Source organism: Rhodococcus ruber, from assembly GCF_027270735.1.
GTDB classification, from domain to species: Bacteria; Actinomycetota; Actinomycetes; order Mycobacteriales; family Mycobacteriaceae; genus Rhodococcoides; species Rhodococcoides rubrum_A.
The window spans coordinates 266,879-280,303 of record NZ_JAPWIJ010000008.1; the positions used below are offsets into that span (position 1 = coordinate 266,879).

Genomic DNA, 13,425 nt, shown 5'->3' on the forward strand with positions numbered 1-13,425 from the left:
CGCTCGAGTGATACTGAACTCTCACACCGACGTATGCGAGGGGTAACCGGACGCGTGACATCGAATTCGACCAGCACCGAGACCGCAGGCACCGACCCGTCGGATTTCGAGGCCGCGCAGAACGGTCCGGAAGGTCCACGGTTGCCACCGCGTCCGGTGTACCGGCCCTCCGTCGATCCGGTGTCGGCCTCTGTGTTCGGACGTCCCGACGACGTCGATGGCTCGTTCTCGCCGCGCCGCCCAGGCGAGCAATTGCCGTCGCGTGTATCCGTGCGACCACCCGATCCGATCCTCGCCGAGGCATTCGGACGTCCGGAAGACGCTCAGGAATCGCTCCAGCGTGATCCCGACGCCGACAACGACGGCGACACCGCTGCGTCGGAGCCGGCCGATCCATGGCGTGATCCCGCGTCACGGGTGTCTCTCGGCAACGCAGCGGTCGACACGCCACCCCCTCCCGTGCTTCCTCCCGGAACCAAGCTCGGTGTGCGAGACGTGTTGTTCGGACGGTCGGTATCGGTCCGAGCTCTCGTCGTACTGGGTGTCCTCGCACTGGTCATCGGCTTGGTCGGCGGTCTGTTCGGTCGCCTGACCGCCGAGGTGACCGGCGCATTGACCAGCCAGAAGGTGACTCTGACCCAGTCCAGCGGTGACGACATCCCGCGCGGTCAGATCAGCAAGGTCGCCGACGCGGTCCTGCCGTCCGTCGTGTCGATCCAGGTGACGCTCGGGGAGACCGGGGGCACCGGCTCTGGCGTCGTGATCAGCGGTGACGGCTACATCGTGACGAACAACCACGTGATCTCCCTTGCCGCGTCCGACCCGGACAACTCGACACTCGAAGTCACCTTCTCCGACGGCACCAAGGTGCCCGGCCGCATCGTCGGCCGCGACACCAAAACCGACCTCGCCGTCCTCAAGACCGAAGTGGGCAACCTCACCGAAGCCCAGCTCGGTAGTTCCGGCGACGTTCGCGTCGGCCAGGACGTCATCGCCGTCGGCTCGCCCCTGGGATTGAACAAGACGGTCACCTCGGGCATCGTGAGCGCCCTCGACCGTCCCGTCGCGCTGTCCGGTGAGGGCACCGACACCGACGCCGTCATCGATGCCGTACAGACCGACGCCGCCATCAACCCCGGCAACTCCGGTGGCCCGCTCATCGACTTCGAGGGCCGCGTCATCGGCATCAACTCGGCGATCCGAAGCGAAAGCGGCGGATCGGTGGGCTTGGGCTTCGCGATTCCGGTCGACGAGGTCACCGAGGTGGCTCAGAGCCTGATCCGGGACGGCGTCATGAGACATCCGGACTTCGGCATCAACGCCCGCTCGGTCATCAACGACACCTCGGCCGGTGCCGAAGTCGCCAACGTACGCACCGACGGCCCGGCGCAGCAGGCCGGAATCGTCGAAGGGGACGTCATCACCAAGGTCGGTGACCGCACCGTGGGAGATGCGGACGAACTGGTGGTCGCGGTGCAGGAGACCACGATCGGCCAAGCGGTCCCGGTGCAACTCGTGCGTTCGGGACGGCTGGTGGACGTCTCCGTCACGCCGGTTTCGGACTGACGACGTAGGCTGGCAGGCGTGTTCGCGAACATCGGTTGGTCAGAGTTCCTCATTCTCCTCGTGGCAGCTCTGGTCATCCTCGGCCCGGATCGCCTTCCCGGTGCCATCAGCTGGGTGACCAAGTCCATCCGCCAGGTCAAGGACTACGCCAACGGCGCGAGTCAGCAGCTCAAGGACGAGCTGGGTACCGACTTCGAGGACCTCCGTAAACCACTCGCCGACCTCAACCAGCTCCGGGGAATGACGCCGCGTGCGGTGATCACCAAGCACCTGCTCGACGGCGACGATTCGATCTTCAAGAACCCCTTGGACGACACCTTCAAGGGCAAGCCCTTCGACACCAAGCCGAAGAACCTCGGCGGACCGACGCCGCAGACCGGTACTCCGCAGAATGGGGTGTCGATGAGCAAGGACGCGCCGAAACTGGCGGCGGGCGAGACTCCGCCGATCGACGCCGACGCCACGTAGACGCACCCCTCAGCCGGCCTTCGGGCCACCCCGATTGCTGGTACCACCCTCCCGCCCCGGGATGAATGTGGGATTCAGTCGCTCTGAGTGCAACAAAGGCGCATTGATCCGGGACGGGGGTAGCGGGTGGGGCGGGCGGCGGCAATCCGGGAGAGCGAGCGGGCTAGAGCACCTTGTTCAGGAAGTCCTGAGTACGTGGGCTCTGTGGGTTCCCGAACAACTCGTCGGGGGTTCCCTCCTCGACGATGACGCCCTCGGCCATGAAGATCACTCGATCGGCGACTTCACGCGCGAAGCCCATCTCGTGGGTCACGACGACCATCGTCATGCCGCCCTTGGCGAGGTCGCGCAGCACCTGCAGTACTTCGCCGACCATCTCGGGGTCGAGTGCGCTGGTGGCCTCGTCGAACAGCATGATCGACGGGCTCATGGCCAATGCTCGCGCGATGGCGACACGCTGCTTCTGCCCGCCCGAGAGGTTGGCCGGCTTGTAGTCGGCGCGCTCGGACAGGCCGACTTGTTCGAGCAACTTCGCAGCCGACTCCTTCGCCTGCGACTTCGACATCTTCTTGGTCTCGACGGGCGCGAGCATGACGTTCTCGAGGGCGGTCATGTGCGGGAACAGATTGAAGTGCTGGAACACCATGCCGATGTTCTGGCGGACCTTGTCCAGGTCGACGTTCTTGGCAGTGAGGTCGGTGCCGTCGACGACGACCGATCCGGCGGTGATGTCCTCGAGCTTGTTGAGGCAGCGCAGGAACGTGCTCTTGCCGGAGCCGGATGGCCCGATCACGCACACCACTTCACCGTTGGCGATCTCGGCGTCGATGCCCTTGAGAACCGTGTTGTCGCCGAACGCCTTCTGCAGGCCCTTGATGGAGATCTTGGTTCCGGAACCGCTGTCGACCGGCAGGTCCTTGGTCAGTTCGGTGCTCATTTGTTGATCCTCTTCTCGAGCCGGTTCGACAGCTTGGTGAGAGCCATGATGATGATGAAGTACAGGACGCCGACGATGAGCCACATGTTGAACGACTCGAAGTTACGAGCGATGATCAGGCGACCCGTCTGCGTCAGCTCGGCGAGGCCGATGACCGAGAGCAGCGAGGTGTCCTTGAGTGTGATGACGAACTGGTTGATGTACGACGGGATCATCGTGCGAATTGCCTGTGGCATCACCACTTTTCGCATCGACTTGAGGTAACTGATGCCGAGGCTGCGCGAGGCCTCCATCTGTCCCTTGTCGACGGCGAGGATGCCGCCCCGGACGATCTCGGCCATGTAGGCACCGGCGTTGAGCGAGAGCGTGATGATGCCCGCGGTGAACGCCGACATCTGAAAGTTCAGTGCCGCGGGCACACCGAAGTAGATGAAGAATGCCTGCACCAGAAGCGGTGTGCCACGGAAGATGTCGACGTAGGTGGTGCCGATTCCGCGGAGCACGATGTTGGTCGAGACGCGGAACAGGCCGAAGATTCCGCCGAGTACCAATGCGATGGCGATGGAGATGACGGTCAACACGATGGTCAGCCACAAGCCCTTGAGCAGCAACTGCCAGCTGCTGGCGATCAGGCCGGGGATGGACGTGTCTGCGGTGGAGGCGTCGGCATTGAGATAGGTGTCGAGGATCTGGTCGTACTGGCCGTTGGCGCGTAGGTTCTCCAACCCGGTGTTGAACTGTTCCAGCAACTGCGCGTTGGTGCCCTTGGCGACGGCGAATCCGTAACTGGCACCGGCTTCTTTCTCGGTGACGGTCTTGAATCCGTTGCCCTGGGTGATGCCGTAGGCGAGCACCGGGTAGTCCTCGAAGGCGGCCGCCGAGTTTCCGGTGCGCACCTCCTCGAACATGGTGGCCGAGTCGTCGAAACTGCGGATGGTGAAGCCGTACTGATCTGCGATCGACGCGGCGAAGGTCGCGCCCTCGGTGCCGTTCTTGACTGCGACGGACTTACCGCGCAGATCCTCGTAGCCCGTGATCTCGTCGTTGGAATCCAGAATCGCCATCTGGACACCGGAATCGAAGTACGGCTCGGAGAAGTCGAAGGTGGCCTTGCGCTCGTCGGTGATCGACATGCCGGCGATCATTCCGTTGAACTGGCCGCTGGTGACGCCCTGGAGCGCGGTATCGAAACCGACCTGCTCGACGGTGTAGTCGAAGCCTTGATCCACCGAGATCGCGGCCAGCAGGTCCATGTCGATTCCGACGAGTTTGCCGCTCTCGTCCTGGAACTCGAACGGTGCGAACGTGGTGTCGGTCGCGATCGAGTAGTTCTGCGCGGGCGGGGCGGGTTGTGCGGATGCCAGGCCAGGACCGAGCAGTGATCCGAGCAGGGTCATCATCAGGGCGATCAGAACCGGAACGACGACCGGCCTGATCCGATGCGGCTTCTTCATGAAGGCCACTCTCTATCGACAGTAGGATTGAAGGCAAATCCTAAGGCTTCGACCCTGTTCCCGACGTCGTTTGTCGGGTATAACCGTCGTTTCTACTACTTGCGAGCCGAGTCGATTCCGAGCGACATTCCGACAAGTCCACGTTCGCGGACTGCCAACTTCGCCGCTACCGCCTCCAAGGCTTGTGCCGCAGGCGATTCCGGGTTGCTCAATACGATCGGCATCCCGGCGTCACCACCCTCGCGGACGGCAGTGTCCAGGGGGATCTGGCCGAGCAGAGGAACGCTGGCACCGACAGCTTTCGTGAGCCTGTCCGATACGTCCTGTCCGCCACCGGATCCGAAGATGTCCATACGGGTGCCGTCGGGCAGTTCGAGCCACGACATGTTCTCCACGACGCCTGCGACGCGCTGGCGGGTCTGCAGAGCAATGGCTCCGGCTCGCTCGGCAACCTCGGCCGCGGCCTGCTGTGGTGTGGTGACCACGAGGATCTCGGCACTCGGAATGAGTTGTGCAACAGAGATTGCCACGTCTCCGGTGCCGGGGGGAAGGTCGAGCAGCAATACGTCCAGGTCGCCCCAGAAGACGTCGGCCAGGAATTGCTGTAGCGCGCGGTGCAACATCGGTCCACGCCAGACGACCGGAGTGTTGCCCTGGGTGAACTGAGCGATCGAAATGAACTTCACGCCGTGCGCCTGCGGCGGCATGATCATCTTCTCGACCTGTGTCGGCCGCGCGTCGTTTCCGAGCATGCGAGGCACGGAATGGCCGTAGATGTCGGCGTCGAGCACACCCACCGACAGTCCACGAGCAGTCAGTGATGCCGCGAGATTGACCGTCACGCTCGACTTGCCCACGCCGCCCTTGCCCGACGCCACCGCGTAGACGCGGGTCAGGGACCCGGGTTGCGCGAACGGGATGATCGGCTCGGCCGAATCGCCGCGCAGGGACTTGCGTAGTTCGGTGCGCTGCTCGTCGTTCATGACGTCGAGTTCGACTGTCACGGTGCCCACACCCTCGACGTCGGCGACGGCATTCTTGACGCGATCGCTGATCTCGGTCTTCATCGGGCAGCCCGAGGTGGTGAGGTAGATGCCGACACCGACGGAACCGTCGGCGGATACATCGATGCTCTTGACCATCCCGAGGTCGGTGATGGGTTTGCGGATCTCGGGGTCGATGACCTTCGTCAGCGCGGTCCGAACGTCGGATTCGGTCAGTACAGCCATTGCCTCATGCTAAGCGGTGGGCACTGCGTCGATGGACAGCAGGGCAGGCGCGGACACCCGATCAGTGAATGCGCGGTAGCTGGTCCGACGACGGGACGATGCCGGTGGCGTACCCGGCCGACCATGCCAGCACGTTCGCCACGTAGGCCATCGAATTGTTGTAGCGCAGGATCGCTCTGGTGGTGGATCCCAGGTCACGCATGTTGGTGCCGTCGTCGCACAGGTACATGCCGGTGGCCAGGGCTGCGTCGTACAGATTCTGTGGGTCGGAGACTCCGTCGCCGTTACCGTCGGCGTGATAGAGGTTCCACGTCGAGGGCAGGAACTGCATCGGTCCCACTGCGCGGTCGTACTGGGTGTCGCCGTCGAGTGCGCCACCGTCGGTGTCACGGATCACCTGATTGCCGGCGAGGGTGCCGTTCAGAACCGGTCCGAGAATGGGCTCGTGCAGTTCGCCCGAGTCGTCGACCTTGCCGTTGTTGGCGTGGGTTGACTCGACGCGGCCGATGCCGGCGATGACGGTCCAGCTGATGCCGCAGCCGGGCTGCTGCTGGGCCAGGATCCGCTCGGCGTTCTTGTAGGCGGCGACGTTGACCACCGGAATCGCGATGGGGCTGACGGCCAGGTTGGTGGGGAGCTCCGGTGTGGGCGGGATCTCAGGGACCGGTGCGGGTGCAGGGACCGGTGCCGGTACCGGAAGCTCGGCCTGAGCCACCGGCTGCGCCTGCTGGTCCTGGGTGATCGGCTGCGGAGTCTCGACCACCGAGTTCGATTCCTGCGCAGCAGGCGAGGTTTTCGCACTGACGAAAGGAATGTATTCCGTGGCTCCGGCGCTGGTGGCGGCGGTGACGAGTCCTGCGGGGGCGAGACCTGCCAGAGCAATCACCGAATTCCGTCGAACCTTGGAAGTCGATGCTTTTCTGTGACGACCCACGCGTGCTGTACCTCCTGATTTCCCCGGACGACGTCCGGGGCCCGAGCTGATGACCGGGATCGAGGGTACCTGATTCGAGACTGTTCTGTTATCGGGCTGTTATCAGCGGCGATGCCGTGCGGTCAGGGCAACGGATCGTTGTCGGACGCGTCCGGCAGACCGCCGTCGTCCTGCACCCGCGCGGCTGCCTTCTTACGTGCTTTCTTCGGCGATGTGACCGGCTGACCCGTTGCCTGCTCGAGAAGAGCCTTGATCTCGTCGAGTTCGCGGCGGAGGTAGTCGCGGGTGGCGACCTCACCGACGGCGATGCGCAGTGCAGCGAGTTCACGGGCCAGGAATTCGGTGTCGGCTTTGGTCTGTTGGGCGCGGGAGCGATCCTCCTCGAGGGAGACGCGGTCGCGGTCGTCCTGCCGATTCTGGGCCAGCAGAATCAGCGGCGCGGCGTACGCAGCCTGAGTGGAGAAGGCGAGGTTGAGCAGAATGAACGGATACGGATCCCACTGCAGATTGACCGCAACGACGTTGAGAAAGATCCAGACGATGACGATGCCGGTCTGAATAGCCAGATAGCGCCCGGTACCGAGGAATCTGGCGGCTTTCTCGCCCGACTTGCCGAGATCGAAGTCGAGATTGACGTTGAACATCCGCGATCCGCGCGGAGTGTCCATTCTCTGGCGTGCTGTTTCTTTCACTGTCCGGCCACTTCCTGATCTCGCCAGTCCTCGGGCAGCAGGTGATCGAGGACGTCGTCCACAGTCACGGCCCCGACCAGGTGGTCCTCGTCGTCGACCACCGGGCCGCAGACGAGGTTGTACGTTGCGAAGTATCGCGTCACGGCGGTGAGGCTGTCGTCGGGGGACAACCGCGGAAGAGCGCTGTCCACCACTCCGCCGACCAGGCTCGCCGGGGGTTCTCGTAGTAGCTGCTGCAGATGGACGCAGCCGAGGTAAGGCCCGGTCGGCGTCGCGGTCGGGGGACGCACGACGAACACCAGGGAGGCCAGCGCAGGCGTCAGGTCGGGGTTGCGCACCCTAGCCAGAGCCTCGGCCACCGTCGTCGACGCGGTGAGAACGACGGGTTCGGGGGTCATCAGACCGCCTGCGGTGTCGGGGGAGTGCTCGAGCAGGCGACGGACAGGCGCGGAGTCCTCCGGATCCATCAGGCGCAGAAGCGATTCCGCTTCGGTCTCGGGCAGCTCGCCCAGGAGGTCGGCGGCGTCGTCCGGGTCCATGGCCTCGAGCACGTCGGCACCACGGTCGACGCCGAGGTAGTGCATCAACTCCACCTGATCGTCGTCGGGCAGCTCCTGAACGACGTCTGCGAGCCGCTCGTCGTCGAGAGCTCGCGCCACCTCCATGCGGCGCTTGACGGGTAGCTCGCGCATCGCGTTCGCCACATCGGCTGCGCGAAGATCCTCGAACTGCATGAGCAGCTGCGCCACACCCTGATCGGGCATCGACAGCTCGTTCTGCGTGAGCCCCTGCACGTGCTGCCAGTCCACGACGTGGATCGCACCGCGGCGCGCGAGCCGCTGACGCTGCTTGCGCACAGCAACACGGGCCACCACCCAGTCCCGCGTTCGGGTGAGCTCGATACCGAGGTCGACGACGATCGAATCGGCGTCGTGCAGCTCGTCCAGCTCGGGGTCGTCGACGCGCACCTTGGAGTCGAGGATCTGCGCGAACACCAGGATCTCGTTGGCGCGCTGGGTGAATCGACGCAGACTGACGTTACCGGTCGTGAGTTGAACGGAGTTGGGCTCGATGCTGGTCACGCGGAGCATCGGCACGAAAATTCTTCGGCGAGTTGCCAATTCGACCACCAGGCCGAGAACTCTCGGTTGCGCTCTGCCGACGCGCATCGAGATGACCACGTCGCGAACCCGGCCGATCGATTCGCCGTCGGGGCCCAGGACGCCCAGGCCCGCGAGCCTGGCCGCGAATACCTTGCTCAGTGCTGCCATGATGGCAAGGTTAGAGGCTGGGCAATACAGAACATGAATCAGACAGGGGTTGTGCTGCGGTGAATGCGTCGGGCCTACGGCGATCGGTACTGGCCGTTCCGGGTAGTTCGGACAAGATGATCGCCAAGGCCAAGGGTCTGCCTGCCGACGCGATCTTCCTCGATCTCGAAGATGCGGTCGCCCCCATCGCGAAGGTCGAGGCTCGGGTTCGCATCGTCGATGCTCTGAATTCCGATGGCTGGGGCGATCAGATCAAGGTCGTGCGCGTCAACGACTGGACGACGCAGTGGACGTACGGCGATGTCATCGACGTCGTCTCGGGTGCAGGCCGCAACCTCGACGCCATCCTGTTGCCGAAGGTCGAGTGCGCCGCGCACGTCCAGGCATTGGATCTTCTTCTCACTCAGCTCGAGAAGGAACACGGCCTCGACGTCGGGGCGATCGGGATCGAGCCGCAGATCGAGAGTGCACGCAGCCTGCGCAACATCGACGAGATCGCGACCGCGAGCCCCCGGGTGCAGACGTTGGTGTTCGGGCCTGCGGATCTGATGGCCAGCGTGAACATGCGCACCCTCGTCGTCGGCGAACAGCCGGTGGGATACGACACCGGCGACGCCTATCACCACATTCTGATGACCATTCTGCTCGCCGCACGAACTCACGGACTGCAGGCGATCGACGGCCCGTACCTGCAGATTCGCGATCTCGACGCCTTTCGTCGGGCGGCCGGCCGCACGGCAGGCCTCGGTTTCGACGGTAAATGGGTACTGCATCCGACGCAGATCGAGGCCGCCAACGAGATCTTCGCGCCGCGGCAGGCCGACTACGACAAGGCCGAGATGATTCTCGACGCGTACGAGTTCCATACCTCCGCTGCGGGCGGCGCTCGCGGTGCGGTGATGTTGGGCGACGAGATGATCGACGAGGCGAGCCGCAAGATGGCGCTGGTCGTCTCGGCGAAGGGTCGCGCGGCCGGCCTGACGCGCACGACGACGTTCGAGCCGCCCACCTCCTGACCTCACATCGAACTCCGTGAACCTGCACGACGGGTGTGCCGGGTGTCCGTTTCGGGGCACAATGGAGCCATGACCAATCCCCTCTCTCAGTCCGGTCGCCCAGGGCAGGGACTGCCGACGCCGCCCTCCGGTTGGCCCATCGGTTCGTACCCCACCTATGCCGAGGCGCAGCGCGCCGTCGACTATCTCTCCGACGAAGAGTTCTCGGTGCAGGACGTCACGATCGTCGGCGTCGACCTGATGCAGGTCGAACGCGTCCTCGGCCGCCTCACGTGGCCCAAAGTCATTGGTGGAGGCATAGTTTCGGGTGCGTGGCTGGGAGTGTTCCTCGGCCTGGTGCTCGGCATCTTCAGCGAGAACATCTTCGGAGCCCTGCTCATCGGCGTCGGCGGCGGCATCATCTTCGGGTTGATCTCGGCATCCATTCCGTACGCGGCCACCAAGGGGCAGCGAGATTTCGCGTCGAGCATGCAGTTGGTGGCGGGTCGATACGACGTCCTCTGCGAGCCTCGAACGGCGGAGAAAGCACGCGACCTGCTCGCCAAACTGTCGATCTGATCACACCTGGTGGACGACCAGGCAACCGACAGGTAACGGAATAGCCCCAAATCGCCCTCTATGCCAGTGAGTTCGGTTACGTTTCTTTCGTGCACGGCAGTCCCACACAGTGTGCTGCGCGAGTAATTGAACGTACGGAGGCGGAAAGTGCCGAGACATCGTGGTCGTAGGCGTGGAAGAGCGACGAGAATAGGGGTGTTGGCGGCAGCGGCTCTGGTCACGAGTCCGTTGCTCGCAGCGTGTGGTTCGTCCGACAGTTCGGTTCCGGTTCTGAGTTTCTACACCGCCGCAGACGGCGCAGAGCAGTACGCCGCTGCGGCACAGGTGTGTTCGGATGCCTCGAACGGTCGATACCGCGTGGAGCAGCGGACGCTTCCCAAGAGTGCGAACGATCAGCGTCTGCAGCTCGCGCGACGTCTCGCCGGAAACGACAAGACGCTGGACCTGATGACGCTCGACGTGGTGTGGACGGCCGAATTCGCCGAAGCCGGATGGGCATTGCCCGTCCCGGAGGACCTGTCCGCGAAGCTGCGCGACGGTTCCACGCTCGAAGGACCGCTGGCCACCGCGGAATGGCAGGACCAGCTGTACGCCGTTCCGCTCAACTCGAACACTCAGTTGCTCTGGTACCGGCCGGACGAGGTGCCGGGCGGCACCCCGCCACAGACGTGGGACGAGTTGATCGACGAGGCCGAAGCCAACGCGGCCGCGGGTAAGCCCGCCCAGATCGGCGTCCAGGCCAAGCAGTACGAGGGCTTCATGGTCTGGTTCAACTCGCTGCTCGAGAGCGCCGGTGGTTCGGTCGTCGCCGAGGACGGAACGACGGTGACGCTCAACGACACTCCCGAGCATCGTGCCGCCACCGAGAAGGCTCTCGAGATCATCAAGCGGGTGGCCACAGCCGACGGCCACGACCCGTCGGTCTCCCAGAGCGACGAGGCCACGGCCCGTCTCGGCATGGAATCGGGACGGATGGCCTTCCAGGTCAACTACCCGTTCGTGCTGCCCGGTCTGAAGGAGAACGCGATCGCCGGTGCCGTCTCGTTCCTCGATCTCGCGAACGTGCCCGCTGATCAACAGGACGCCCGCATCGCCGAGGTCTTCCGCAGCGCGCCGTACCCGGAGGTGAATCCGGGCGAGCCCGCCAAGGTCACCATCGGTGGGTTCAACATCGGCGTCGCCAAGACCACCCAGCATCAGGATCTCGCGTGGGAGGCCGTCGAGTGCCTCACCAACGAAGAGAACCAGCGCAACAACGCCGTCAACGGCGGTGTACCGCCGGTGCTGAAGTCGCTGTACTCCGATCCTGAGTTCCAGTCCGTCTATCCCGCGTGGGAAGGGGTGCTCGGTTCCATCGAGTCGGCCGCAGTCCGACCCGTTTCGCCTGCCTACCAGAGCATTTCGATTCTGCTGACCGATGCGCTCAACCCGCCGCAGGACATCGATCCGGTAGCCGACGTGGACAAGCTCGCAGATCTGGTCACCAAGGCCGTCAATTCCGAAGGGTTGATTCCATGAGTGCTCCTACCGATTCAGAGCCCCAGCCGCAGCCTCAGGACAAGCAGGCAGCCCTGAAGAACGTCTCCGACGGCAAGAAGGCCGAACGGCGGCTGGGGCTGTTGCTCATCGCACCTGCAGCGATTCTGATGATCGCAGTGACCGGCTATCCGATCATCTACGCGTTCTGGCTCAGCCTGCAGAAGTACAACCTCGCGTTCCCCGAGGATCGTGAGTTCGTCGGCATCTCCAACTACGTCACGGTGCTCTCCGACGGGTACTGGTGGACGGCATTCAGCGTCACCGTAGGAATCACGATCATCTCGGTGATCATCGAGTTCATCCTCGGTCTAGCGGTGGCTCTGGTCATGCACCGCACCATCTTCGGTCGCGGACTGGTGCGCACCGTGGTGCTCATCCCGTACGGCATCGTGACCGTCGCCGCCGCGTACAGCTGGTATTACGCGTGGACTCCCGGCACGGGCTACCTCGCCAATCTGCTGCCCGACGGTAGTGCCCCGCTCACCGAACAGTTCCCATCACTGGCGATCGTGGTGTTGGCCGAGGTCTGGAAGACGACCCCGTTCATGGCGCTGCTGCTGCTGGCCGGTCTGGCTTTGGTGCCCGACGATCTGCTCAAGGCCGCCGAGGTCGACGGAGCCGGTGGTTGGACCAGACTGATGCGGATCACGATCCCGCTGATGAAGCCGGCCATTCTCGTCGCCGTGCTCTTTCGCACCCTGGACGCATTCCGCATCTTCGACAACATCTACGTCCTGACCCGAGGTAGCAACGAAACCGGATCGGTCTCGATTCTCGGCTACGACAACCTGTTCGGTGCGTTCAACCTCGGACTCGGGTCGGCGATCAGCATCCTGATCTTCTTCTGCGTCGCGATCATCGCGTTCGTGTTCATCAAGTTGTTCGGTGCCTCGGCACCGGGATCCGACGACGGAGGCCGCAAGTAATGACCACTGTTACGCCTCGCAAGAAGGTCGGTTGGACGGTAGTCAACGTCCTCGTCCTGCTCTACGCACTGGTTCCGCTGCTGTGGATCATCAGCCTCTCGTTCAAGTCGACGGCCACCATCGCGGACGGCAACTTCATCCCGCGCTCGTTCACGCTGGAGAACTACAAGGGCATCTTCTCGACAAATCAGTTCACCTCGGCGCTGGTCAACTCCATCGGCATCGGACTGATCACCACGGTGATCGCCGTGGTGATCGGCACGATGGCCGCGTATGCCGTTGCTCGCCTGGACTTCCCAGGCAAGAAGGCGCTCGTCGGTGCGGCGCTGCTGATCGCGATGTTCCCCCAGATCTCGCTGGTGACACCGCTGTTCGACATCTCCCGCTCGCTGGGACTGTTCGACACCTGGCCGGGACTGATCATCCCGTACATCACCTTCGCGTTGCCGTTGGCGATCTACACCCTCTCGGCGTTCTTCCGCGAGATTCCGTGGGAGCTCGAAAAGGCGGCGAAGATGGACGGCGCGACGCCCGCACAGGCGTTCCGCAAGGTCATCGCCCCGCTGGCCGCCCCCGGCATCGTCACCGCCGCGATTCTGGTGTTCATCTTCGCCTGGAACGACCTGCTGCTCGCCATCTCGTTGACGGCAACGGAACGTTCGGTCACCGTCCCGGCGGCCATCTCGCAGTTCACCGGTAGCTCTCAGTTCGAGGAGCCCACGGGGTCGATCGCAGCGGCAGCAGTCGTCATCACGATCCCGATCATCATTTTTGTGCTCTTCTTCCAACGACGTATCGTGGCGGGCTTGACGTCCGGCGCAGTGAAGGGATAACC

Annotated in this window: 13 protein-coding genes; 7 read left to right on the top strand and 6 right to left on the bottom strand. The window is 63.9% G+C overall.

The window, feature by feature from the left end; genetic code table 11:
* The first annotated feature begins 33 nt into the window (after window positions 1-33).
* Both O4220_RS20005 and tatB read left to right on the top strand, forming a co-directional pair.
* Window positions 34-1,566, top strand: coding sequence for a S1C family serine protease (locus tag O4220_RS20005; RefSeq protein ID WP_420030436.1), 1,533 nt, complete (start codon window positions 34-36; stop codon window positions 1,564-1,566).
* An 18-nt stretch (window positions 1,567-1,584) separates the two neighbouring features.
* On the top strand, window positions 1,585-2,034 hold the full coding sequence (gene tatB, locus O4220_RS20010) for a Sec-independent protein translocase protein TatB (protein WP_269607215.1): 450 nt from the start codon (window positions 1,585-1,587) through the stop codon (window positions 2,032-2,034).
* A gap of 163 nt (window positions 2,035-2,197) precedes the next feature.
* Here the strand turns inward: tatB and O4220_RS20015 are convergent, their stop codons facing one another.
* The 6 genes from O4220_RS20015 to O4220_RS20040 form a co-directional block, all read right to left on the bottom strand.
* Window positions 2,198-2,971, bottom strand: coding sequence for an amino acid ABC transporter ATP-binding protein (locus O4220_RS20015; RefSeq protein WP_269607216.1), 774 nt, complete (start codon window positions 2,969-2,971; stop codon window positions 2,198-2,200).
* Window positions 2,968-4,425, bottom strand: coding sequence for an amino acid ABC transporter substrate-binding protein/permease (locus tag O4220_RS20020; protein ID WP_037153377.1), 1,458 nt, complete (start codon window positions 4,423-4,425; stop codon window positions 2,968-2,970). Before O4220_RS20020 ends, O4220_RS20015 begins: the two co-directional genes overlap by 4 nt.
* 95 nt (window positions 4,426-4,520) lie before the next feature.
* On the bottom strand, window positions 4,521-5,654 hold the full coding sequence (locus tag O4220_RS20025; RefSeq protein WP_269607217.1) for an Mrp/NBP35 family ATP-binding protein: 1,134 nt from the start codon (window positions 5,652-5,654) through the stop codon (window positions 4,521-4,523).
* A gap of 61 nt (window positions 5,655-5,715) precedes the next feature.
* Complete coding sequence (locus O4220_RS20030; RefSeq protein ID WP_269607218.1) at window positions 5,716-6,588, bottom strand: lytic transglycosylase domain-containing protein; 873 nt, start codon at window positions 6,586-6,588, stop codon at window positions 5,716-5,718.
* 122 nt (window positions 6,589-6,710) lie between these two features.
* A complete protein-coding gene (locus tag O4220_RS20035) occupies window positions 6,711-7,256 on the bottom strand; it encodes a DUF1003 domain-containing protein (protein ID WP_269607280.1) in 546 nt (181 codons plus the stop codon).
* Between the two features lie 20 nt (window positions 7,257-7,276).
* Window positions 7,277-8,551 (bottom strand): magnesium transporter MgtE N-terminal domain-containing protein, encoded by a 1,275-nt coding sequence (locus O4220_RS20040; RefSeq protein ID WP_032375920.1) that lies wholly within the window; start codon window positions 8,549-8,551, stop codon window positions 7,277-7,279.
* A 59-nt stretch (window positions 8,552-8,610) separates the two neighbouring features.
* On the opposite strand from O4220_RS20040, the gene O4220_RS20045 reads away from it, so the two are divergent.
* The 5 genes from O4220_RS20045 to O4220_RS20065 all read left to right on the top strand — a co-directional run bounded on the left by O4220_RS20045 (window position 8,611) and on the right by O4220_RS20065 (window position 13,423).
* A complete protein-coding gene (locus O4220_RS20045; RefSeq protein WP_269607219.1) occupies window positions 8,611-9,567 on the top strand; it encodes an HpcH/HpaI aldolase/citrate lyase family protein in 957 nt (318 codons plus the stop codon).
* Window positions 9,568-9,636: 69 nt separating this feature from the next.
* Window positions 9,637-10,125: a general stress protein gene (locus tag O4220_RS20050; protein WP_008714301.1), complete on the top strand. Its 489-nt coding sequence runs from the start codon at window positions 9,637-9,639 to the stop codon at window positions 10,123-10,125.
* 195 nt (window positions 10,126-10,320) lie between these two features.
* The gene (locus tag O4220_RS20055) at window positions 10,321-11,643 is read left to right on the top strand and encodes an ABC transporter substrate-binding protein (RefSeq protein ID WP_332112851.1); all 1,323 of its coding nucleotides are present in this window, start codon (window positions 10,321-10,323) and stop codon (window positions 11,641-11,643) included.
* Complete coding sequence (locus tag O4220_RS20060; protein ID WP_269607221.1) at window positions 11,640-12,590, top strand: carbohydrate ABC transporter permease; 951 nt, start codon at window positions 11,640-11,642, stop codon at window positions 12,588-12,590. Before O4220_RS20055 ends, O4220_RS20060 begins: the two co-directional genes overlap by 4 nt.
* The gene (locus O4220_RS20065; protein ID WP_269607222.1) at window positions 12,590-13,423 is read left to right on the top strand and encodes a carbohydrate ABC transporter permease; all 834 of its coding nucleotides are present in this window, start codon (window positions 12,590-12,592) and stop codon (window positions 13,421-13,423) included. The genes O4220_RS20060 and O4220_RS20065 overlap by 1 nt, the downstream gene beginning before the upstream one ends.
* Window positions 13,424-13,425: the final 2 nt, after the last annotated feature.

Bases quoted from the DNA above. Each gene is read 5' to 3' on its own strand.
- O4220_RS20050 (WP_008714301.1), top strand. From the start codon at position 9,637: ATGACCAATCCCCTCTCTCAGTCCGGTCGCCCAGGGCAGGGACTGCCG.
- O4220_RS20025 (WP_269607217.1), bottom strand. From the start codon at position 5,654: ATGGCTGTACTGACCGAATCCGACGTTCGGACCGCGCTGACGAAGGTC.
- O4220_RS20040 (WP_032375920.1), bottom strand. From the start codon at position 8,551: ATGGCAGCACTGAGCAAGGTATTCGCGGCCAGGCTCGCGGGCCTGGGC.
- O4220_RS20015 (WP_269607216.1), bottom strand. From the start codon at position 2,971: ATGAGCACCGAACTGACCAAGGACCTGCCGGTCGACAGCGGTTCCGGA.
- O4220_RS20020 (WP_037153377.1), bottom strand. From the start codon at position 4,425: ATGAAGAAGCCGCATCGGATCAGGCCGGTCGTCGTTCCGGTTCTGATC.
- O4220_RS20065 (WP_269607222.1), top strand. From the start codon at position 12,590: ATGACCACTGTTACGCCTCGCAAGAAGGTCGGTTGGACGGTAGTCAAC.
- O4220_RS20005 (WP_420030436.1), top strand. From the start codon at position 34: ATGCGAGGGGTAACCGGACGCGTGACATCGAATTCGACCAGCACCGAG.
- O4220_RS20035 (WP_269607280.1), bottom strand. From the start codon at position 7,256: ATGGACACTCCGCGCGGATCGCGGATGTTCAACGTCAATCTCGACTTC.
- O4220_RS20060 (WP_269607221.1), top strand. From the start codon at position 11,640: ATGAGTGCTCCTACCGATTCAGAGCCCCAGCCGCAGCCTCAGGACAAG.